This window comes from Aquabacterium sp. (assembly GCF_004297345.1).
Taxonomy (GTDB): Bacteria; Pseudomonadota; Gammaproteobacteria; order Burkholderiales; family Burkholderiaceae_C; genus Aquabacterium.
In genome coordinates this window covers 1-22395 of record NZ_SCTN01000500.1, presented here as the reverse complement: position 1 = coordinate 22395, position 22395 = coordinate 1, and the positions used below count along the sequence as shown (strand labels likewise).

The following is a 22395-nucleotide window of genomic DNA, read 5'->3' as shown; positions in this document are numbered from 1 at the left end:
CAGGCAGCTTGGGCTCATACAGCTGCGCACTGTGCATCCAACGCTTGTAAGGAATATCGTTGATGCCGCGATGTACGTCCTGGTGGTAGATATCAACGATCCACTTCTCGATGACTTCTGTGACCTCTGTCAGCGTCAGCAAGGCGTGCTTTGTCGGATCGTAGTCACCTCTCAGATGAAAGCGCGCGTAGCTGGCTCCTGGTATTTGGTGCAAAAAGTGATGATTGATCGTCTTGAGAAAGCGCTCAACTACACCTTTGAACCTGGGCTTTCGCTTAGGGCAGTAGACGAGGACGATACCCAGGTCGTACGCAATGCTTTCTAGATCGACGCCATGAAACTCAAGCCCGTTGTCCATGAATACGGTTTCAAAGACACCGTAGCATGGCCATTCATTCACCCACTCCAGCTTCTTCTCTGAGACCTTACGCCTGCTCTTGGGAAGAATGGCGTGCCGAAGCGCTCCGATTACCGCCGCAGCAGATGGCGGGGCGAACGAGAGGTAGTACCCCAGGATCATCCTGCTGTAGTGGTCGATGGCCACCGTTAGCGTAGGCCGGTGGATAGGAAGCCAAGTCCTATCGTCAATGACGAAGAGATCCAGCGGCGTGTGGTCTATCTCCACTCGCTCCAAGATTCGCGTGGTTTGAACACCGCGCTTGGAGAGCCTGAATCGCTTGTCAGCTGCGGTCTTGCCTTCTTGCAGCAGGGACTTGTCGTAAGCATCCACCTTGTCCATCAGGCGATAGACAGTCCTGCGACTTGGCATCTTGAGTGGCGTCCCGCCGATGACCATTTGGTTGTCCCGCGTGACCTTCGCTTCGAGACGGTCGCTGATGTCCGAGACCGATGCCTGAGGTGAACACCGAAATGCTTCGGCTGCGGCTTCGCTGAGCAGCTCCAGCAGTCGGTCAGGCTGCCGTGGTGCGGTGGAGCCCCTGCGATCCGGTCTTGGTATCAACGCTCTCGGATCGTTCGTTGCCCTGTAGCGTGAGTACCAGCGATAGACGGTGGTTACGCCTGGCTGCTTTGCATCACCCACACGTTTTGCAATCTGCTCCAGGACAGGTCGCAAGCGTTGCGCTGTGAATATCGGGTCACCCTCTTCGCAGATTCCCTCGACATACGCCGCCCTGCGCTGCACTTCCTTCCTGACGCTGTCAGGCAGATCGGCCAATGGCCTGGAATAGACCAGTGCCCGAGATGTCCGGCTTGCGATATGGCTGACCTTGATCTGCCCATTGGCGTATTGCTCCAGCAGCTTGTCCCTTGTGCTGACATGCATGGCGCCAGTTGTCAGAAATTCAAGAACGACGTCGCCGTTGGCTGGGAGCGAATGGATCCGACATGGAACCCCTTCCAGTTCAAAAGCCAGATTCTTGTGAAATGCGAAGCCAGTCATGGCTGCTCTCCTCGTGGTTGAACGTCCATGTGCTGGGCCCGATGGGCTCTCGCATGTCACAGCCAAGCAGGCCTTGCAGGATCAGTGTGCTTGGATCACAGCCATACCCGGCCAGCAGACGATGCGCCTCCTGGTAAGGCATGGGGAACAAATGCTTGATTCGTCCATGGACCGACCGAATCCAGTCCGATGAGGAAGACTGTGACCTGGCGGATCTGCACAGGACACGCGCATTCGCTTGACGAGGCTCTGCCCTCAATTGCTCGTCGTTCAGAACGACAAAGCTTTCGCCAGCACGCTCAAAGTGAGCAGACACGCATCGCAGCTTGTGTGCGATGTCGTCGTACTGCAGGCTGGTCCTGGCTTTGACTTCAACCAGCACCGTCGAGCCATCACAGAGCGTTAGCTCGAAATCCGGTGTGTACTTCCGCAGGCGATCCCCATCGAGGTACTGGTAGCGCCTTGGTTGCTCGGCGTAAGCAGCGATGAGAGGCGACACCTCGAACAGGTAGATCGCATCCAGTTCCAGCATCCCTTCGTGGTGGACCATGCGCCCGTTTTTGCGGCTGGGAAACTTCCCGCGCATGATTCCGCCAGTTGGCGCGACAACCTCGCGTGCACGTTGGTGTGCGCGTTGGTCTGGCTGATGCGTGCGCCAAGCTCCGTTCCACAGTTGTGTGGACATGAGTACTCCTCTCCGCATGCGTTGCTACATGCGGCTTGGTCATTTAAACGATCAGCGACAGGCATAGGTATGCCCGAACCCGGTTATGAAACCGGGCTCTCCGTGCTGATCAATGAAGGAGCGGACTTGACTCGGACTTGAGCTGTCGCGATACTGAAGGTGCTAAGTCTTGGGTATCGCAAGATGTTCAAGTGGACGGGGCAAGCCGCAAGGTTTGTCCCGTTTTTTACATGGGGGCCTCCTCTTGTCTGCGACGGGGTAGCCGTCGGGGCACCTCCGGCTGCCTGGCCGGGAATTCGCCCGCCATCTCCAGCACGTCTCGGATCATCTTGATGTGCCTAGGATGAAGATGCCGCAGATGCTCGCGCATGTCCTTGAGCATCCAGTAAAGGTCTGGTGGGCAGTCTTTGTCCAACACGAGTTTGCGTTCAGAAGCGTCGGCTACGGCTCGGGCCTCGCTCGCCTGGTCAGGCGGCAAGGCGAGCGCTTCGATCAGCTTCTCTACAAACTCTTCGGTGGGCGGCCCTTTGAGCCCCACCTCCAAGGCAGAGATGTAGCTTTGCTCATAGCCCGTCAGCTCCGCCAGCTCGGCTTGGCGAACACCGCGACGCATTCGAAGCTCATGAAGGAAGTGGGAAAACGGGCTCATCTCTGACTCACGTGAGGCGCCTGAACGCACACAGACCAATGTATCGAGATTTGACCCAAATCGTCAATACCTAATATGTCGTAAGTTATTGATTTCAAAAGACTATTTCTGCAAGCAAGACCCAGGTTTTACCTGCAAAAGTGCCATTTCACCAGTGAAAGTCGTGTTTCACACTAAGCGCAAAACTAAGCATATGCTTATCTTTTGGCTTATGATGAACAAATGGACAAAGACGAAATTGCTTCCCTGCGCAAGTCGCTCAAACTGACTCAACAAGAGTTCGGCCAGTTGTTTGACGCTCACGCGATGACCGTGAGCAAGTGGGAGCGTGGCGTCTTTCCGCCCAGCGCGTATCAGCAGGCACTGTTGCAGCGATTCAAACAGACTGCTGATGAGAAAGAAGACAAAGCCAAACAGGAGCTGAAGAACCTGCTCGTCGGTGCAGGCGTCGTTGCTGCCTTGATTTGGCTTCTCAACGCAGGAAAGTAAAACCAGATGACGTTTACCAACCCAGGGGTGATCTGCGAAATCACAAGGCCGAAGCTATCAGGTGTCGGCGAGCATGCGGGGGTTTTTCTACCCGATGGACGAGTTGTCCACCATGGTCAAGATGGGCCACGCGTGGACACGTTCGAAGCATTTGCTCAAGGCCGCGATGTCAGGGTGGTTCGAAGGACAGATCCCGGCAAACACTGGCAGATCATGGGACGTATCCAATCTTTATTGAGGCGCCCTCCGGCCTACCGTCTCTTAGATAGCAACTGCGAGCACTTCGTCAGCGAGGTCTTGGGCGAGAAGAAGGAAAGTCGGCAAGTCAATGGACTTGCGGTTATCGCACTGATTTTCGTTGGCTTTCGAGTCTTCGCATAAAGACGCTCAAGCATCGTGATGCGTTGCAAGCCTGCAAGGCACCACGAATGCATGTTGAATGACTAGCCAACCCGCGAGAACGGGTAAGCATTCTTGATGCTGTAGTGCAAGAACTGCCCCTTGGATCCCGCTTGCATGAGTTGCTCTGCAAGAGCCTGCGGCACGTTGTAGTACTGGTACAGCGCACCGTTTGTGAACTCCACCTCTAACGTCTCTGAAGTCGCGTCGTATCCAATCGACGCGATGTTGGACGATGCCACCGGTTCTCTGTTCACTCTTGACCTCGCTTTTCTGCTTCATCAACAACCTGAACCCGATTGATCTCTAGTTCAAGAGCAACTGCAAAAGTATTTTGCGCTCGCCAAGATGCCACAACACGGTCGTAGCCCTCAGCGACACGTTTGTTAGCCCAGGCAACTGAGACTTCTGGATCAGAGCTCTTCGGGCGTTGATCTGGCCGAGGAAGCGTAACCCGACATCGAACAGGGAGACGTGCCGCCTCACCGGTCACAATTGCCTCGCCAGTCCGGAGTACTGGCAGCAAATCCACCAAGCCGCCCAAGTTATCAGGCAGTGCGCCCTTCACACGCGAACGATCGTCAGGATTAGAGAGTCGCAGTGCCAGAATGGTGCCACATTGAGAGAGGATCGTTTCATCCACTTCTGCTGGGCGCTGCGAAACGACCATAGCGCCAATGCCGTACTTGCGGCCTTCTTTTGCGATCCTCTTGACCACTTCCGCAGCGGGACCATCTTCTTTTGCTCCGGTGAGATAGCGATGCGCTTCTTCCATCACAACCAACAGTGGGCGATACACCCCTCCTTCAGCTTTATCCCGACTCCAATAAAGTGCCTCATAGACGATTCTGAGAATCGAGCCAATCAACGTGGTCAGCACAGAGCTAGGAACGCCCGACAAATCGAGAATGGTCACTGGCTTCTCGTGCCCCAACCAATCCTCAAGCAATTTATCTAAGTCGTGCTGAACAGATCCATCTAGTGCCGGTTCCCAAGGGCCTGGATGCAGGATGAAATCAAACCTACGATCTAGCAATCTAGACCGCATCAAATTTAGCTGACGTCGAATACCCTTGGCCTGCTGATTGATGAACGGCGGGGCACCTCCTGGCATCGCCGGCGTGTAGCGAGGTGGGACGAGGTCTTCAGCGCTTCCAGCTTGCTCGAGCGCTGGCCGATCTCGCTGTGGCCCCTCAAGTGTTCTCGTTTCGAAGTCGATGAGATCGTACCAACATTGTTTGAGACTAAATGGAACAGGACTATCCACCGTTAGCGACTGTGGATCTAAACCAGGGAAGCCTGCTTCAGCCAATGCGGCGGCCTTCATCTCCTGGATTTTGTCCGTGAACGCAATTTCCTGGTTTTCGCTCAACCCACCCGCCACAAAGTCCAATAGATCCTTTGCCTGGAGCGCCCAGTACGGTACGTAAAGTGGCTTTTCCCCTGGCTGCGGAGTCGTGCTGTACACCCTGGCGAAATCTGCAAGGGCATGCGTGTACTCACCATGAAGATCTAGAAGAAGAATCCGAGCGGCCGGAGCCCCGTCAGGTTGGTTTGGACGGACAATCGACCGAAGAAGGCTTGCCACGGTTGTCGACTTACCTGAACCAGTAGAGCCCAGGACTGCTGAATGACGCGTAACCAATGCGTCCAAAGACAACTTTACTGTGATGCTTTCGGAGCTTGACAGCGTGCCGATGGCAATTTGATCTTGCCCTTCGCTCCCATAGATTCGCTTCAGATCGGACTCTGTCACGATATGCACGGCATCGTTGATTGAAGGCAGTTGACTAAGCCCACGCTCAAAAGACTGGCCGAGCGATTCTCCTGCAAGCTCAACTCGCATCCATCGTCCACCGCTGGCACCCTTTGCGTCAGCAGATGCCCCGACCTCGCTAACAATGCCAAAGAGGTCCTGATAGCCCTGAGGAATCCGCACGAAGCTGCCGACCTGCGCAACGCGATACATGTGCCCTGCGATCAGAGCAATTCCTGAAGCCAGTGACTCAGCAAGCGAAACCATTACTGTTGGTCCCGCAACAGCGGTGACCGAACCCAAAAATGTGGGATCTTTGGCACTCACTGCTGTTGTCCCTCTGCATTCGCCGCGGCTCCACCAACTCCGTCAATGCCAGCTTCGACAATGGCTAGCGATGCGGACTGATTGCTCAGATCTGTCGCTTGCGCCAAGGCGCAAAAGCGTGTGAACATTGCAAAGTCACCAAGAAGGAATCCCGCAGGCTCTTTGGGTGCCCTTAAACCCCAAAACGTTGCACGAATTTCTTCCCAGTTCTTTGGTGGGTCGCCCAGTCGCCAAGATCCTTTAACGCCCCCAATGACCGCACCGTCTGCGGCGTATACGGATAAGTTGGGACGATCATAAGCAAGCTTGCATGCAGGTTCTTCAGATGCGAGTGGCATGTACTGGAAGGCCATGACTGAAGCGTTTGCATTCATCGCCAATGCCTCATCTAGAACAGCACAAATGTGCGCGTCCCGAAATGAAAATCCGGTGGTGAGTAATAAGCTGTCGGGCGTCAGAAGAAACTGACGTAGACGCTCAAACAATGCAGAGTAGGGCTGCTTCTGAGTAAGCTCGTACTTCAGATGATCAGGATAGACGAGCTGTGCGGCGTCACGCCCTCGACCACGCACGACCGATTCGCCCTCTAGTGCCCAGCCAAGGGAGCCGTGCAGCTTCCAGAGTCGTGACCAACGAGGAGGCAGATCATCACTGGCAACGCTCACTGGATCAAAAAATGGAGCATGTCCACCAGTGAAGCCATCGAAATATGACGACCGAGAACGTTCGAACGCTTCCTCAAATAGCAAATCGTAATTGGTGGTGAAGATTTCGACAGCATGAGCGCGCATGGTTCCGCTCACCCAAGAAACCAGTTCTGTGTACGCATTCCGCTCTTTGGGAAGCTTTGCGCCGACCACCTCACCGATTTTCTTGCATACCTCTGCACCCAGCGCCTTATAACCTTCGGAATCGAGGCCTTGAACCTGAGCCCGCCCAAGTGCTTGTTGGAGAAGGCGAATACGAGTAAGGATAGTCTCGATGTTCGCGCCGGCTCCTAGCTCTTCACGAATAGCGTCGGCCGCTGACTTCTGTGTACCCGTCAGCGCTTCGATAGCTCTGTTAGTTAAAGCCTCCACTCCAGGCATCAGCGAATGCCCTCCCTGGGTGACAAGGGCCCCGGCGGCGTCCACTCGGATCGACATGGGCGCTCCAGCTCCAACGAGCAAGCCGATGCGCTTGCGTCCCTGTGAAAGCACCTGCCTAAGATCCGACATGAATCGGTCAGGGTTGTGAAAGGTCTTCAAGCTATCCCCCTAGTCCCATCTTTTAGCCATGACATTTTGCATGGATTTGATCTATTCACTCCGCGTCGGAAGATCCCTGATCTTTGAGTTCTGAGAACTTCTGAGCCATCGTCGGATTGCCGCGCGTCAGCTTCTTGATCGTCACATCCTGAGCCTTGTCATTGGCAAGACGCAGGTTGCGGTCGGCACCAAGCAAGGCCTCCTTGGTCTTTTGAAGATGGTCGATTGACTTGTCGATTTCAATGACGGCTGACTCGAAACGCCTGGATGCCAAATCGTAATTCTTGGCAAACGCCGCCTTGAATGAATCCAGTTCGTTCTCGAAATTCGTGATGTCGATGTTCTGGGCCTTCACCAGCGCCAGCTCGGACTTGTACTGCAGCGAATTCATCGCCGCATTGCGAAGCAGCGTGATGATGGGAATGAAGAACTGAGGCCGCACCACATACATCTTGGGATAGCGATGAGACACATCGACAATCCCCGAGTTGTAGAGCTCGCTATCAGGCTCCAGCAAAGACACCAGTACGGCGTACTCGCAGCCTTTTTCCGTCCGGTCCTTGTCCAGCTCTTTCAGGAAGTCTTCATTGCGGCCTTTCGTGGCGGTGCGGTCGCTCTCGTTCTTCATTTCGAACATGATCGAGACGATTTCCGTACCCGCCTCATCCTTGTCCCTGAAGATGTAATCGCCCTTGCTGCCAGTGCGCGCGTCGTTGTCCTTCTCGAAGTAAGCGCGGGGAAAGGCTGTGGCCCTGATGCGGTTGAACTCGGTCTCGCAGTGCTGCTCCAGTGTTTCACCCACCATTTTGGTCGACAAGCGGGCCTTCATGTCCCGAAGGCGCTCGATCGCATCATCACGATCCTTGATCTGCGTCTCGTACTTGTCCTTGAGTGCTTTCTCGGCAAGCTGCTTCTCAAGCTCTGAGCGTTCAAGGCTGTTCTTGAGCTCATCGCGCTCTTTCTCCACCGCATTCACGGCCTCGGTAACGGCGAGCTTCTGGGCTACTGCAATGGCGTCAAGCTGTGCCTTCAAGCCTTGTATCTCGGCGTCTTTGGTTGCAGCCGTCTTTTGCAATTCGGCCAGCAGCTTGGCTTCAGCCAACCTGGTTGCAGCCTCTTTGTCCTGCTTGGCCTGAGCCAGTTCATTGGCAAGTGCATCGCGCTGCTTTTCCACCGTGCTGAGGGCCTCGCTCACGGCCAATTTCTGTGCAACTTCACCAGCCTCCAACTTGGCTTTCAGCTGTTGGATCTCGACCTCCTTGGCTGAGGCCTGCTTTTGCAATTCGCTGGTGACTTTGGTGGTAGCCAGTTCGACGGCATTGCGCTTTTCCTGCTCAGCCAACTCCAGGCGTTCATGCAGTTGCTGCTCAAACTCGTTATCGCGCACCTGCTTCAAGATATCCGCATACCCGGCTTCATCAATCTTGAACGCCTTGTGGCAGTGTGGGCAAATGATCTCGTGCATGTCAAAGCTACTCCTTGAATCACTCTAAACCAAGGCTCGTTCGGCAGAACCCTTGGTGCTGAGCAGAAACAAAAACGCCCGGGGAAACCGGGCGTTTGCATGTTCCAACGATGTCGGATTTTTTCACTATCTGTGTCAGCAGTTTTTCACTTACTTGGCACAGTTTTCACTTTCCATGTCATCCGACAAGTTCAAACGTCGATATTCGCCGCCCTCAAGGCATTCGTCTCAATGAAATCCCGACGCGGTTCAACTTCATCGCCCATGAGCATCGTGAACACACGATCCGCCTCGATCGCGTCTTCAATCTGCACACGCAGCAAGCGGCGCACGTTCGGATCCATCGTGGTTTCCCACAACTGCTCGGGGTTCATTTCGCCCAGCCCCTTGTAGCGCTGGCGGCCCACGGCGTTTTCGGCTTGCTGGATCAACCAGGCCATGGCGGCGCGGAAGTCGGCCACCTTGCAGTCCTTGGCCTTTTCGCCTTCGCCGCGCTTGACCACGGCTTCGTTGGTCAGCAGGTCCTTGAAGGTCACGCCAGCCTTGGCCAGAGCTTCGTAGTCGGCACCGTGCACGAAGTCGGCATTGATGATGCTGTACTTGGTATTGCCGTGGAAGATGCGGCTGATGCGCAGGATGTGCTTGTCCGTGCGGGCATCGAGCTCGGCTGTAACTTCAGCGTTGTGCAGTGCGGCCTTCATGGCAGTGGCTGAAGCTTCAGCATCGGCCAGGGTGTCGAGGTTGAGCGTCAGGCCGTTGGCAATCGCGCGCAGCGCTTCGATGTCCATCCAGTTGCCCAGGCGTTCGACCACACCGTTGGCGGTCACGTAGGCCTTGGCCAACTCCTGCAGGGCTTCGCCCTGGATGGCAGGCTTACCAGCACCAGGTTCAACCACGGCACCGTCCAGCGCCACCTTCATCAGGTATTCGTCCAGCGCGTGCGAGTCCTTGAGGTACTGTTCGTGCTTGCCCAGCTTGACCTTGTACAGCGGCGGCTGCGCGATGTAGATGTGGCCACGCTCGCACAGCTCGGGCATCTGGCGGAAGAAGAAGGTCAGCAGCAGGGTACGGATGTGCGCGCCGTCCACGTCGGCGTCGGTCATGATGATGATGCGGTGGTAGCGCAGCTTGTCCGGATTGAAGTCGTCACCACCGGCGCCACGGCCGATACCCGTGCCCAGGGCCGTGATCAGCGTGAGAATTTCATTGCTGGTCAGCAGCTTTTCGTAGCGGGCTTTTTCGACGTTCAGGATCTTGCCGCGCAGGGGCAGGATCGCCTGGAACTTGCGGTCACGACCTTGCTTGGCGGAACCACCGGCGGAGTCACCCTCCACGATGTAGATTTCGCACAGGGCGGGGTCTTTTTCCTGGCAGTCGGCCAGCTTGCCGGGCAGGCCCAGGCCATCGAGCACGCCCTTGCGGCGCGTCATTTCACGGGCCTTGCGAGCGGCTTCACGGGCACGCGCTGCTTCCACGATCTTGCCGCAGATGATCTTGGCGTCGATCGGGTTCTCCAGCAGCCAGTCCGTCAGCAGGCGGGAGACGATGTCTTCCACCGGTGCACGCACTTCGCTGGACACCAGCTTGTCCTTCGTCTGGCTGGAGAACTTGGGCTCGGGTACCTTCACGCTCACCACGCAGGCCAGGCCTTCGCGCATGTCATCACCGGCGATTTCAACCTTGGCCTTCTTGGCCAGTTCGTTGTCGTCGATGTACTTGTTGATGACGCGCGTCATCGCGGCGCGCAGGCCGGTCAAGTGGGTGCCACCATCCCGCTGGGGGATGTTGTTGGTGAAGCAGAGCACGTTTTCGTTGTAGCTCTCGTTCCACTGCATGGCCACTTCCACGCCAACGTTGGTGCCCTGTTCGGACACCTTGTCGCCTTGCGCATGGAAGATGTTGGGGTTCAGGATCGTCTTGCCCTTGTTGATGAACTCCACAAAGCCCTTGACGCCACCGGCGTAGGCAAAGTTGTCTTCCTTGTTGTTGCGCTCGTCGATCAGGCGGATCTTGACGCCGTTGTTCAGGAAGCTGAGTTCACGCAGGCGCTTGGCCAGGATGTCGTAGTGATACTCGTTGTTCTCTTTGAAGATCTCGGTATCGGGCAGGAAGTGCACTTCGGTGCCGCGCTTGTCGGTATCACCCGTGATGCGCATCGGGCTGGTTTCGACACCGTCACGCACTTCGATCACGCGGTCTTGCGGCACGCCTTGCTTGAAGTCGATCTGGTGGACCTTGCCTTCGCGGCGCACAGTCAGGCGCAGCCACTTGCTCAGGCCGTTCACGCAGGACACGCCCACGCCGTGCAAGCCGCCCGACACCTTGTAGCTGTTCTGGTTGAACTTGCCGCCAGCGTGCAGCTCGGTCAGGGCGATTTCAGCAGCCGAGCGCTTGGGCTCGTGCTTGTCGTCCATCTTCACGCCGGTGGGGATGCCGCGGCCGTTGTCGGTCACGCTGATCGAGTTGTCCGTGTGGATGGTGACGACGATGTCATCACAGTGGCCAGCCAGGGCTTCGTCGATGGAGTTGTCGACCACTTCGAACACGAGGTGGTGCAGACCGGTCCCGTCAGACGTGTCGCCGATGTACATGCCAGGGCGCTTGCGCACTGCTTCCAGACCTTCAAGGATCTGGATGCTGCCTTCGCCGTAACCAGCTGCGATCTGGGCCTCGGTTTGCGGAACGGGTTGTTCAGGCTGCTGGTCGGGCTGTTGATCGGGTGTGGTGGCGTCGGTCATGGGTACAAGCGCTTGGTTGAGGTTGGACCAGCGATGTGGTTCCAGAAAATGGTTCTGAATAAGGAAAAAGGGCCCGGCATTTGACAATGCTGGACCCTTATTCTACCCCTCGCTACAAGAGGGGCCTGAGGCTGGCAAATGGGGGTTTACGCAGAACGGCGGCGGGTTGCCGCGGCCATGCCAACCAGGCCCAGGGCCATCAGCGCCCAGGTGCTGGGCTCAGGTACGGCACTGGTCACCGTGAGGTCACTGCGCCCCATTGCGATCGCATTGAGAGAGAAATGCAATGCGTTGTCGCTGTCGTTGCTGATTTCCATCTGCAACAAGCCGCCGTTCTCGTTCGTCGTGGACGTCAACGCACCAGGACCGCCAGCTTGGAGCGTCTGCCGTGCATCTTTCCAGACCGACCAGTACCCATCGGGTGTGTTGCCCACGAACTGGCCGGTGCTGTCAATGGCATAGGCGCTGTACTTCGTGAAAGCTTGCAGATTGATCTGCTGGTCAGGATGCGCTTGCAGGTAGGCCTGGTTACCGACCGAAGTCGCATCCACCAATGCGTCAAGTTGCAATTGCGCCGTGAAAGTCACCTTGCTGTGGGCGCTCAGGGTGAAGTAGCTGTAAGCCTTGACCTGGCCATAGACTTCCTGGAAACCTTGCGTGGCCATCAGGTTGCTCAGATTGGCATCTGCAAACGCGTCCTGATTCAACATTGTTGAAACACGCTGAATGTTGCCGACCTTCTCGGCAGACGCCACGCCATTGTCCAGAGACAGGCTGGCAGAAGAGGGATCAACGAGATTCCCGTTCACGGAGCCCGAACTTTTCGATGCCGCGTACCCGCCGATACCTGGCGAGACGAACAAGGAAAACGCAGACTGGGGATCGACCGTCAAGGTGGGATCAATCCCATCGGTCGCATTCAGATCCGTGAACGACACGGACAGAACATTCAGATTCAGGCTGGTCTGAGCGGGCGCAGCCCATGCCTGGCACGCGGACAACGCCAGAACGGCTGTTCCAGCAACACGGTGAAAACGCGACGCGTACATGGTCACTCCCTTGATCGTCATTTGTAGTCCAACGTGATGATTCTAGACGCTCACCTTGGGGCATCACTTGTGCGGCTCCCCCCTGGTTCAGCGGTCAGAAATGGGGCTGTTTGCGCCAAGCAATGCACGTTTTTTCAACTGACAGGATCAAGTCCAGCGCGCCTTCGTTCGAAGAAACCAAACGAACGATCACGCCGGACGCGATGGATCCAGACCAAGCACCTTCAGCCGAGACCCCCCAGGCCCAGTTGCGCAGAGAACAGAACCTGCGCAAGCGGCGCATTGGCATGTCCACCCTGTCTTACTCGGTGTCGTGCATGGTCGTGGCGTTCTGCTGGTTTCACAACATGTTGCCCTGGCTAGCCGTGCCTGGTTTTGTGGCAGCCACACTGGTGCTCAATGGCTTTTTCTGGTGGCTGATACACACGGGCCTGAACCTGCGCTTCAAGGATCCGAGCATGACGGCCTTTCAGATGGTCGTCTCGGTACTGCCTGCCGCCGCCGTGATGTACCTGGCCGATTCGGGGCAGGTGCGTGCCGTGTTTCTGCTGCTGGCGATCGCCCCTGCCTTGTACGGCGTGCTGGCGCTCAACACCCGTCAGTTCACCGTGGTGTCGCTGCTGATCTTTGCGGTGTACGGTGGCCTCATGTACGCGCTGTGGTGCTTCAAGCCCCACGCGCTGCATGGCTCCATCGAGATCGTTCAGAGCTTTGCCTTCTTCATGGTGCTGGCCGAGATCACGGTCATGGGCGGCTACATCCATGGCATGCGCAACAAGCTGAGCCGGCGCAATCAGGAACTCAAGACGGCGATGGCCGATCTGCAAGTGGCCATGCACAAGATCAGCGATCTGGCCATCAGGGACGGGCTGACGGGCAGCTACAACCGGCGCCACTTGTTCGATTTGCTGGCCAAAGAGGCTTCGCGGGCCAATCGTTCACAGGGCTGTTTCAGCGTGGCCATCCTGGACGTGGACCATTTCAAGCAGATCAATGACCGGCATGGCCACCAGAAGGGCGACGAGGTGCTGTGCGCGCTCACCAAAGAGGTCGAATCCAGGTTGCGCACCATCGATGGCTTTGGCCGCTATGGTGGCGAAGAGTTCCTGGTGATCCTGGCGCAGACGCCGCTGGAAGGCGCCATGATCAAGGCAGAGCGCATTCGCGAACAGATCGAAAGCCTGCGCGTGCCGGGCATGGACGAGGGATGGCGTGTCACCGCCTCCATCGGCGTATCGGAGTTCCACTTTGGCGAAGACACGGTGGAAGATCTGGTCGCCAGAGCAGATGCGGCCCTCTACAAGGCCAAGGCCCGGGGCCGCAATCAGGTGTTCAGCGTGGTGGACGATGCCGAACTGGGCATCGACCAGGGCCTTAGATCCGCATTGGCATCACCACGTACTTGAAGCCTTCGAACTCGGGGTTGGTGATCAGCGCCGAGCTGTTCGAATCTTGCAGGGACACGGTGACCATGTCCTGGCTCATATTGGCCAGCACGTCCATCAGATAACCCACGTTGAAGCCGATCTCGAAGCTGTCGCCACCGTAGTCGATGTCGAGTTCTTCCTTGGCTTCTTCCTGTTCGGCGTTGCTCGAAGCAATGCCCAGCACGCCCGGTGCGAAGTTCAGGCGCACGCCCTTGAACTTTTCAGACGTCAGGATGGCCGCACGTTGCAGCGAAGCCAGCAAGGTGGCACGGCCCAGGGTGATGTGGTTCTTGTGGTTCTTGGGGATGACGCGGTTGTAGTCGGGGAACTTGCCCTCGACCAGCTTGGTCACGAACTCCAGACCACCGAAGGTGAACTTGGCCTGGTTGCCGGCAAAGCGCATCTCGATCTGCTGTTCTTCGCCGTCCTTGCTCTTGCCATCGTCCTTGAGCAGGCGCTGCAGTTCGAGCACGGTTTTGCGCGGCAGGATGACTTCCTGCTTGGGCATGTCCACTTCCAGCGTGGCTTGCGACAGGGCCAGGCGGTGGCCGTCGGTGGCCACCAGGGTCAGGGTCTTGCCTTCAGCCACGAACAGGATGCCGTTGAGGTAGTAACGGATGTCGTGCACGGCCATCGAGAAATGCACCTGGCTGATCAGCATCTTCAGCGTCTTTTGCGGCACGCTGAAAGCCGGGCCGAAGTCGGCGGCTTCCTGAACCAGGGGGAAATCTTCGGCTGGGAGGGTCTGCAAGGTGAAGCGGCTCTTGCCGCCTTGCAGGGTCAGCTTGTTCTGATTGGCTGTGAGCGAGACGATCTGATCGGAAGGCAGGCTCTTGAGGATGTCGCCCAGCTTCTTGGCGCCAACGGTGGTGGCGTAGTCGCCTTCATCGCCATCGAGTTGCGCGGTGGTGCGGATCTGGATTTCCAAGTCGCTGGTGATCAGTTCCAGCTGGCTGCCCGACTTCTTCAAAAGTACGTTCGCCAAGATGGGCAGGGTGTGGCGTCTTTCGACGATACCGGCCACGGATTGCAGGGCGGCAAGAACTTTTTCTTGGGCTGCTTTCAACACAATCATCTTAGTCTTTCAAATTAGTCGTTGTAGTAGAGGACGACTTTTTCTGTGCACAACGCTATTTTGTCCTGATCCATCAAGGATTTAGGGCTCGCACAAGCCTGTGGATGGTACTGCGGTTCGATATGGGGACAACAGACAACAACTCTGGAAATACCCCAAGGCCTGTGGACAAGCATGTGGTTGTTCAATTTTTGTCCACAAGTTTGTTGACTTGACAGCCTTGGAGAGCGATGGCAGCCCTTGCGGATGGGGCACCAAGGGCCTCAAAAGACGCTTGTTGGCGCCGGACAAGTTTGTGTACAAAAAAAGGACAAGTACCTGTTTATCCACAAGGCGAGCCGTTTTTTGGAAGTTGTTGTCTGTTGTCCCCAGGCCGATCTGGCCTGCCATCCACAGGCTTGTCCTTGAGTTAAATGCTTGATGCGCAAGGTGGAAATGGACTTGTCCACAGAAAAAGGCGCCCTCTACTACGACTAACACCTTTAAAAAGGAATACAGGTATGTGAAGAGAAGCGGGGGAGCGCACGGCAAAGTCCAGGCGAAAAAAGGAGGCCTGCTGCCTCCTTCTTTCCATTCGCCTTGTGGGGCTTGTAGGCCTTGTTGGCCCGATCAACCCTTGAGCGTTTGCTCCAGCACGTGCAGTTGCTGATTGAGCTCGGTGTCCTTGCCACGCTCACCCATGATCTTGCGCACGGCGTGCAGCACGGTGGTGTGGTCACGGCCGCCAAACAGCTCGCCGATCTCGGGCAAGCTCTTTTGCGTCAGTTCCTTGGCCAGGTACATGGCGATCTGGCGCGGCTTGGCGATCGAGGCCGGGCGCTTCTTGCTGTACATGTCGGCGACCTTGATCTTGTAGAAGTCGGCCACCGTTTTCTGGATGTTCTCGACGCTGATCTGGCGGTTCTGGATGGACAGCAGGTCTTTCAAGGCTTCACGCGCCAGGGCGATCGTGATTTCCTTGTGGCTGAACTTGGCAAAGGCCAGGACCTTGCGCAAGGCGCCTTCGAGTTCACGCACGTTGGCGCGCACGTTCTTGGCCACGAAGAAGGCGACGTCTTCGGGCATGTCGATGGCTTCCAGCGCAGCCTTCTTGATCAGAATCGCCACGCGCATTTCCAGCTCGGGCGGCTCGATGGCCACGGTCAGGCCGGAGTCAAAGCGCGAAGTCAGGCGTTCATCGATGTTGGCGAGACCTTTGGGATAGGTGTCGCTGGTCATGATGATGTGCGCCTTCTTGGCGAGCAGCGCTTCGAACGCGTTGAAGAACTCTTCCTGCGTGCGGTCCTTGCCGGCGAAGAACTGCACATCGTCGATCAGCAGCAGATCGAGCTGGTGGTATTTGGCCTTGAGCTCGTCAAACGTTTTGCGCTGGTAGTTCTTGACCACATCGGAGATGAACTGCTCGGCGTGCAGGTACAGGATGCGCGCATCGGGCTTGTCGGCCAGCAGGGCATTGCCCACGGCGTTCATCAAGTGGGTCTTACCAAGGCCGACGCCGCCGTAAATGAACAGCGGGTTGTACATCTGGCCGGGTGCGCCGGCCACGTGCAGGGCTGCGGTGCGGGCCATCTGGTTGGCGCGACCGGGCACGAGGTTGTCGAACGTGAGCGCCGGATTCAGGCCCATGACCTGAGGCTGGCTACGTGTGCGGTTGGGCGCGGCTTCCTGATACTGAGGCAGCGTGACCATGGCCGGGCCGCCTTGCACAGGGGCCTGGCCAGCCTGATGCGCGGCAGACTGTGGATAAGCCGCAGCCTGTTGCGGCGGCATCAGCGGTTGGCCGGGGTTGCTCGCGAACTGGGCATTGGGCGGCAGGGCGCGACCGGGCATCGCCATGCTGCCAGGTGGGCGCAGCGCCGGGCCGGCTTGCATGGGCATGGCGGCGCGGGCAGCCTGGGCAATGTCCAGGCGAACTTCAGCGCCGTTCAATTCGGTGAGGATGCTTTCCAGGCGGGCGCTGTACTGCGTGCGGATCCAGTCCAGCATGAAGCGGTTGGGCACGCGCACACTGACGCAGGTCACACCTTCGGCGTGAATGACTTCTGCCGGTGGCAGAGGGCGGATCCAGGTGTTGAACTGCTGTTCGGGCAGTTCCATGGCCAGGCGCTCGCAGGTGCGCTGCCACAGTGTGGCCAGATCGGCGGGGGAGTTCGAAGCTGCTGCTGACGGATGGGCAGAAGCAGGTAATTCGGCGGCACTCATTTGTGGACAAGTCCTTCCTAGGGACGCGAATTCTAAGCGCGCCGGGCCTAGAAATTGACAGGTTATCCACAGATTTTTACCCAGGGTCAAAAGATGACAAATAGTGCGCGACCTGTGCGTGACTTGTGCGCAAGTCGAGCGTCAAGCGCGTGCGGCCTCACGCGGGGCCACCGAGCAAAATCAAGGGGCATTGACCAATTGATAAAAAGCTGGTGTAATCGCGGGTTCTCCGGTCGTGTACCGGCTGGATTCCTGTTGGCAATTGCATCAACAGGTTAGAAACACAAGACTTGAGCCGCGGCTTACCTTGAGAGATCTTGAAGAGATCTTGAGCGTTGCGGCCTCATGAAGGACCATCATGAAACGCACTTATCAACCTTCCAAGACCCGCCGCGCCCGTACCCATGGTTTCCTGGTGCGCATGAAGACCAAGGGTGGCCGCAAGGTCATCAACTCGCGTCGCGCCAAGGGCCGCAAGCGTCTGGCCCTGTAATTCAGGCTGCTGACGCTGGCTGTGCGTGATCTGGCTGCAAGCCAGGTAACGCGTATGCTGGCCATGGTCCAGCCTGGGTGTTGATCAGACATGATCCACCTGGTGCTGGCGTGAACGAAGCCGGGTCAACGTTCATCGTGCCCGGCTTTGTTTCGACTTCGATCTCCTCATACCGTGCGTCCACCGAGTCTGAAAGCGGCTGATTTTCAGAGGGCTTTGGGCTCGCGTCCGGTTTCGCGCACGCCCCACTTCGTGTTGCACCTGCTGCCTCGTGTGCCGCAGGTTTTGTCACGTCCGGCTGAAGCTCAGTTGGCAGAATCTGCCAAGTTGTCAACAGGAGAGGGGGCTGGCACCCATGCGCTTGTGGATGACTTTGCGGCAGACATCTCGCTCAGTGAGCTTTCTGGCGGCCAGGTGAGCTGGCGGCTGGGCCTGGTGCTGCCTAAAAAACAGGCAAAACGTTCAGTGACCCGGTCTTTGATGCGCCATCAGGCACGCGAAGCCCTGCGTCGATATGCGCCTGCCGTGATGGCCCAAGGTCGTTATGGCGCCGAGGTCGATGGCTGGGTGGTGCGGCTGCGTGCCCCTTTTGACCGCACGCAATTTCCCAGCGCGGCTTCAGAGGCCCTGAAAGTGGCCGTTCGCCAGGAGCTCGATGAGCTGTGGCAACGTCTGGCCTCGCCCGCTCCTGCATCTGCGGGGGGGCGATCCACGACGGAATCTGCGCCGCGCCCCGCGCGCGATGGCCGAGGTGCGGCATGATGCGCGCTGTGCTGTGTCGTGCCGTGAACGCGGTGCTGATCGGCGTGGTGCGTGGCTATCGCTTCTTTCTCAGCCCCTGGCTGGGATCGGCTTGCCGCTTTACCCCTACTTGTTCCCAATATGCGCTGCAGGCGTTGGAGCGCCATGGTCCGGCCGCCGGTTCCTACCTGGCCGCCAGACGTCTGCTGCGTTGTCACCCGGGCTGCCCAGGTGGCCATGATCCGGTGCCGGATGTGGCGCCGCGTCTGTTTTCCCGTTATTGCAACCCCTCGTCGGATTCAACTCGCTCATGAATGATCTGCGTCGCACCTTGCTGTGGTCGGTCTTTGCCGTCTCACTGCTGATGTTGTGGGATGGCTGGCTGCGCCACACCGGCCAACCGTCCTTGTTCGCACCTGCTCCTGCGGCCAGTGCCGTGGTGGCCACAGGCGCTTCGGGTGCCGATGCGGCTGTGCCTCAGGCCAGCACGCAAATGGCATCGACCGGTGATGTGCCAAGTGCGGCTGCTCAGGCTGCATCCGGTGTGTCGGCTGTTGCGCCTGTTCAAGGCGAGCAAGTCACCATCACAACCGATGTGGTCAAAGCCACGATCGACACCCTGGGCGGCAGCCTGGTGAAGGTCGAGCTGCTCAAGCACCGGGATCAGGACAACCACGAAACCAATATGGTGGTGCTGGATCAGACGGCCACGCACACCTATGTGGCGCAGTCAGGCCTGATCGGCGCGAACGCGGCTGAAGGCGCGTTGCCAACGCACAAGACCCCGTTTACCGTGTTGAGCACCGAGCGCAATCTGGCTGATGGCACCAATGAGCTGGCCATCAAGCTGGAATCGGCACCGGTCAATGGCGTCAAGCTGGTTAAGACCTACACCTTCAAGCGGGGCGACTATGCCATTGACGTGAAGCAGGATGTGGTCAACATGTCGGCTGCAGCGATCAAGCCTCAGCTGTATGTGCAATTGCAGCGCGACGGTTCGGCACCGAAGGCACCGTCCGGCCCGGCTTTCATGGGTGGTCCTCAGGCTTACACAGGCATGGCCGTGTTCAACCAGAAGGGCAAGTACCAGAAGGCTGACTTCAAGCACATTGAAGAAGGCAAGGTCGAGTTCGAAAAGGTGGACGACAACGGCTGGGTGGCCATGGTTCAGCACCACTTTGCTTCCGCCTGGCTGCAGAACGACAAGACCACGCGCGAGTTCTTCGTGCAGAAGGTCGGCACGAACCTGTATGCCACTGGCATGCTGTTCCCGCTGGGCGAGATCGCTGCGGGTCAGAGCAAGTCCTTGGACGCCAAGCTGTTTGTCGGCCCTCAGGAAGAAAACAAGCTCAAGGATCTGGCCCCCGGTCTGGAATACACCAAGGACTATGGCTGGACCCACATCATGGCCGCGCCGCTGTTCTGGCTGCTCGACAAGCTGCACAGCCTGATCGGCAATTGGGGTTGGGCGATCGTGGCGCTGGTGGTGTTGTTGAAGGCGGTGTTCTTCCCGCTCAATGCCAGTGCTTACCGCTCGATGGCCAAGATGAAAGCGCTCAATCCGCGTATTCAGGCCATGCGTGAGAACCTGAAGGACGACCAGGCCAAGATGCAGCAGGAAATGCTGAAGATCTACCGCGAAGAGAAGGTCAACCCGATCGGCGGCTGCCTGCCCATCCTGATCCAGATCCCCGTGTTCATTGCCTTGTACTCGGTGCTGTCTTCGTCGGTCGAGATTCGCAATGCGCCCTGGGTGGCCTGGATCACAGACTTGTCGGTGAAGGATCCGTTCTTCGTGTTGCCTGCGCTGATGACGGCATCTACCTTGTTGCAGACCTGGCTGAACCCTACGCCGCCGGATCCTGTGCAGGCCAAGATGATGTGGATCATGCCGCTGCTGTTCAGCGTGATGTTCTTCTTCTTCCCGGCTGGTCTGGTGCTGTACTGGTTCACCAACAACGTGCTGTCGATTGCCCAACAGTGGATGATCAACAAGCAGTTGGGTGTCGCGAAGTAAACAGACTTTCGGTACTCAAAGCAAAACCGCCTGCGCTTCATAGCCAGGCGGTTTTTTCATGGGTGCGTGGGAGGGGGGGACTGTGAAGCAGGGTGTTTCCCTTCGCTCATGTCCCCCGGGTCGGGCTGCGCCCGCCCCTCCTCCTTTACTTCGCTACGTGAAACACCCTGCTTCACAGTCGCGCGTGAGGTTGCGAAGATCAGTCTCGGGATTGGCGCTTGAGGATCATGGCGGCGACCAGCACCGTGGCCACGGTCAGGGGCCAGACAGAAGAAGCGTCGCCGTGTGTTTCGACGCCGAGTTGCAGGTAATCGTTGATGAGGTCCAACATGGTGCATTCCTTTCAATGTCGCGATCAGTCAATTTCGTGATGCAACATTGATGCCATATTCGGACTTGAAGGTGACACAGGCATGAAAAGGCAAACGCCCCGACATGAGCCATTCATGCCGGGGCGTTTGTCAGGAAACGGTGCTGAAGGGGTAACTCAGGCGGTGCGTGTGAAAGAGCTGCCGGCGCTGGTGGCAGCCTGGCTGGCTGATGCGTGTCCTGCTGTGTGCTTGACGCCGCTGGCTTGCTGTGCGTCCAGGGCGAACTGATCGGCCTTCATCTTCTTCCACTTCCAGGGAATGAAGAACTGGCCCAGGTAAGCGTGCACAGGGTAGTAGTGCTCGTTGAACAAGCCCATCTTGGCTGGGCGAACCTGGCCTTGCGGGCGGTAGACGAAGGTGCCGAACAGATGGTCCCACAGCATGAAGACGCTGTAGTTTTTGGCCTCTTCGATCTTGTTGGAGTGGTGCCAGCGGTGCTGCTCGTTGGTACCAATGATGTAGTTGAGCGGGCCGAAGCTGAAGTCCACGTTCATGTGGGTGATGGTGGCCAGCACGCTGCCGATCACGCCGCTGAGGATGAAGGCTTCCTGGCTGACACCGGTCTGGAAGGTCACGAAGATGGGCAGCAGGCGGCGCCAGATCAGGTCCAGCGGATGGGCGCGGCTGGCGTTGAGCACGCTCAGGCGGTGGGCGCAGTGGTGCACGCTGTGCAGGCGCCAGAAGAAGTCGATTTCATGGCCCATCCGGTGGGTGACGTAGAACATGAAGTCAAACGTCAGGTAGGCGATGGCCACCTGGCCCCAGAAAGGCAGATTGTGCGCGGCCATGCTTTCGGGCAACACGCCGTACTTGAACAGCAGGCCAGAGCCCGTCAGCGCTACCAGGGTGTGGATGAAGAAGTTCTGGAAGCTTGTGATGGCCATCAGGACACCGTTGTGCAACCAGTCGTTGATGACTTCGCCCTTTTCAAAATCATTAGGCTGCTCGGGCCAGATGTACTGCATTGCCGTGGCGATGACGTAATAGGGGCCGAGGAAATGAGTGAAGATCTTGTTTGGATCGAAGTTGAAATGCAGCACGGTGTAGATACCGAGTGCCACTGAGCCGAACAAAAACAAGCAACTGACAAAACGCTTCAACATAAATGCTTTCCGTAACGCGATGCGAGGTTAGAGGCGGGGGGCGCCTGGCGTCATCGGGGTTTGTGCCCAAACTCCCGCAGGTGAGGGTGCCAACAAGAGACAATCGGGGCCACTTGTTGATTCAAGGCAATGTGTTGGTGGCCCCAAGTCCGATTTGCAGGGCTTGGGCAAGCAAGAAGGTGTGGATCGATGTCCTGGCGTGAGCGCAATGTCCCTATCGTGGCTGTGGCCACAGCATCCGGCCGAGGGGCTGTGGGCATCGTGCGGGTGTCGGGCCAGGGGCTGTCGCCGCTGATTCACGCACTGTGTGGCCGCGAGTTGCAAGCACGCGTGGCCACGTATGGCCCGTTCAAGGACGCGCGCGGTGAAGCGCTGGACCATGGTCTGGCCATCTACTTTCCCGGGCCGAACAGCTACACCGGTGAAGACGTGCTGGAGTTGCAGGGCCATGGCGGCCCCGTGGTGATGCAGCTCTTGCTGGCGCGTTGCCTGGAAGCCGCCGCCGAAGTGGATCCCGCTACCGAACGGGCTCGCCTGCCTGGTTTGCGCCTGGCAGAACCTGGTGAGTTCACCCAGCGTGCCTTTCTCAACGACAAGATCGACCTGGCGCAGGCCGAAGCCATTGCCGACCTGATCGATGCCAGCACGGAAGCCGCAGCCCGTTCGGCCACGCGCTCTCTGGGCGGGGCGTTTTCCAAAGAGATCGAAGCCCTGCGGGATCAGTTGATCAATCTGCGCATGCTGGTTGAAGCGACGCTGG

General features: G+C 57.8%; 20 protein-coding genes and 1 pseudogene. 8 read left to right on the top strand and 13 right to left on the bottom strand.

Annotation, left to right across the window (positions count from 1 at the left end; genetic code table 11):
- The 3 genes from EPO09_RS19290 to EPO09_RS19280 all read right to left on the bottom strand — a co-directional run.
- Positions 1-1402 (bottom strand): DDE-type integrase/transposase/recombinase (locus EPO09_RS19290; protein WP_290645690.1); only part of this gene is annotated, 1402 nt, incomplete at its 3' end.
- Positions 1365-1988: a TnsA endonuclease N-terminal domain-containing protein gene (locus EPO09_RS19285; RefSeq protein ID WP_290645688.1), complete on the bottom strand. Its 624-nt coding sequence runs from the start codon at positions 1986-1988 to the stop codon at positions 1365-1367. The genes EPO09_RS19290 and EPO09_RS19285, both read right to left, overlap by 38 nt.
- Before the next feature lie 325 nt (positions 1989-2313).
- Complete coding sequence (locus tag EPO09_RS19280; RefSeq protein WP_290645686.1) at positions 2314-2736, bottom strand: helix-turn-helix transcriptional regulator; 423 nt, start codon at positions 2734-2736, stop codon at positions 2314-2316.
- Between the two features lie 222 nt (positions 2737-2958).
- Between EPO09_RS19280 and EPO09_RS19275 the strand changes: the two genes are divergently transcribed.
- Both EPO09_RS19275 and EPO09_RS19270 read left to right on the top strand, forming a co-directional pair.
- Entirely contained in the window at positions 2959-3225 is a 267-nt protein-coding gene (locus EPO09_RS19275; RefSeq protein ID WP_290645684.1) for a helix-turn-helix domain-containing protein, read from the top strand.
- 6 nt (positions 3226-3231) lie between these two features.
- The gene (locus tag EPO09_RS19270; protein WP_290645682.1) at positions 3232-3606 is read left to right on the top strand and encodes a lecithin retinol acyltransferase family protein; all 375 of its coding nucleotides are present in this window, start codon (positions 3232-3234) and stop codon (positions 3604-3606) included.
- Positions 3607-3668: 62 nt separating this feature from the next.
- On the opposite strand, the gene EPO09_RS19265 is transcribed toward EPO09_RS19270, so the two are convergent.
- The 6 genes from EPO09_RS19265 to EPO09_RS19240 form a co-directional block, all read right to left on the bottom strand.
- Complete coding sequence (locus tag EPO09_RS19265) at positions 3669-3866, bottom strand: KTSC domain-containing protein (protein ID WP_290645680.1); 198 nt, start codon at positions 3864-3866, stop codon at positions 3669-3671.
- An 11-nt stretch (positions 3867-3877) separates the two neighbouring features.
- Entirely contained in the window at positions 3878-5707 is a 1830-nt protein-coding gene (locus EPO09_RS19260) for an ATP-binding protein (protein ID WP_290645678.1), read from the bottom strand.
- Positions 5704-6852, bottom strand: a complete 1149-nt coding sequence (locus EPO09_RS19255; RefSeq protein ID WP_290645676.1) for an SIR2 family protein — start codon at positions 6850-6852, stop codon at positions 5704-5706. The genes EPO09_RS19260 and EPO09_RS19255 overlap by 4 nt, the downstream gene beginning before the upstream one ends.
- A gap of 157 nt (positions 6853-7009) precedes the next feature.
- Entirely contained in the window at positions 7010-8419 is a 1410-nt protein-coding gene (locus tag EPO09_RS19250) for a DUF2130 domain-containing protein (RefSeq protein WP_290645674.1), read from the bottom strand.
- 191 nt (positions 8420-8610) lie between these two features.
- Entirely contained in the window at positions 8611-11157 is a 2547-nt protein-coding gene (gene gyrB / locus EPO09_RS19245; protein ID WP_290645672.1) for a DNA topoisomerase (ATP-hydrolyzing) subunit B, read from the bottom strand.
- 146 nt (positions 11158-11303) lie between these two features.
- On the bottom strand, positions 11304-12206 hold the full coding sequence (locus EPO09_RS19240) for a PEP-CTERM sorting domain-containing protein (protein WP_290645670.1): 903 nt from the start codon (positions 12204-12206) through the stop codon (positions 11304-11306).
- A 203-nt stretch (positions 12207-12409) separates the two neighbouring features.
- Here EPO09_RS19240 and EPO09_RS19235 point away from each other — a divergent pair, with 203 nt between their 5' ends.
- On the top strand, positions 12410-13612 hold the full coding sequence (locus EPO09_RS19235; RefSeq protein WP_290645668.1) for a GGDEF domain-containing protein: 1203 nt from the start codon (positions 12410-12412) through the stop codon (positions 13610-13612).
- Here EPO09_RS19235 and dnaN read toward each other — a convergent pair.
- On the bottom strand, positions 13581-14708 hold the full coding sequence (gene dnaN / locus EPO09_RS19230; RefSeq protein ID WP_290645666.1) for a DNA polymerase III subunit beta: 1128 nt from the start codon (positions 14706-14708) through the stop codon (positions 13581-13583). The genes EPO09_RS19235 and dnaN overlap by 32 nt on opposite strands.
- Before the next feature lie 609 nt (positions 14709-15317).
- A complete protein-coding gene (dnaA, locus tag EPO09_RS19225) occupies positions 15318-16910 on the bottom strand; it encodes a chromosomal replication initiator protein DnaA (protein ID WP_290645664.1) in 1593 nt (530 codons plus the stop codon).
- Positions 16911-17268: 358 nt separating this feature from the next.
- On the opposite strand from dnaA, the gene rpmH reads away from it, so the two are divergent.
- From rpmH to yidC, 4 genes are all read left to right on the top strand, one after another.
- On the top strand, positions 17269-17403 hold the full coding sequence (gene rpmH / locus EPO09_RS19220; protein WP_290645662.1) for a 50S ribosomal protein L34: 135 nt from the start codon (positions 17269-17271) through the stop codon (positions 17401-17403).
- A 174-nt stretch (positions 17404-17577) separates the two neighbouring features.
- Positions 17578-18165 carry a ribonuclease P protein component gene (locus EPO09_RS19215; RefSeq protein WP_290645660.1) on the top strand — a complete coding sequence of 196 codons (588 nt, stop codon included), beginning with the start codon at positions 17578-17580 and terminating at the stop codon, positions 18163-18165.
- On the top strand, positions 18162-18458 hold the full coding sequence (gene yidD / locus EPO09_RS19210) for a membrane protein insertion efficiency factor YidD (protein ID WP_290645658.1): 297 nt from the start codon (positions 18162-18164) through the stop codon (positions 18456-18458). Before EPO09_RS19215 ends, yidD begins: the two co-directional genes overlap by 4 nt.
- Positions 18455-20161, top strand: coding sequence for a membrane protein insertase YidC (gene yidC / locus EPO09_RS19205; protein ID WP_290645656.1), 1707 nt, complete (start codon positions 18455-18457; stop codon positions 20159-20161). Before yidD ends, yidC begins: the two co-directional genes overlap by 4 nt.
- A gap of 199 nt (positions 20162-20360) precedes the next feature.
- Here the strand turns inward: yidC and EPO09_RS19200 are convergent, their stop codons facing one another.
- Together EPO09_RS19200 and EPO09_RS19195 are read right to left on the bottom strand one after the other, a co-directional pair.
- Positions 20361-20492 (bottom strand): hypothetical protein, encoded by a 132-nt coding sequence (locus tag EPO09_RS19200; protein WP_290645654.1) that lies wholly within the window; start codon positions 20490-20492, stop codon positions 20361-20363.
- A gap of 156 nt (positions 20493-20648) precedes the next feature.
- Entirely contained in the window at positions 20649-21635 is a 987-nt protein-coding gene (locus EPO09_RS19195; protein ID WP_290645652.1) for a sterol desaturase family protein, read from the bottom strand.
- Positions 21636-21824: 189 nt separating this feature from the next.
- On the opposite strand from EPO09_RS19195, the pseudogene EPO09_RS19190 reads away from it, so the two are divergent.
- A pseudogene (locus tag EPO09_RS19190) lies at positions 21825-22395 on the top strand (tRNA uridine-5-carboxymethylaminomethyl(34) synthesis GTPase MnmE); the annotation flags it as partial.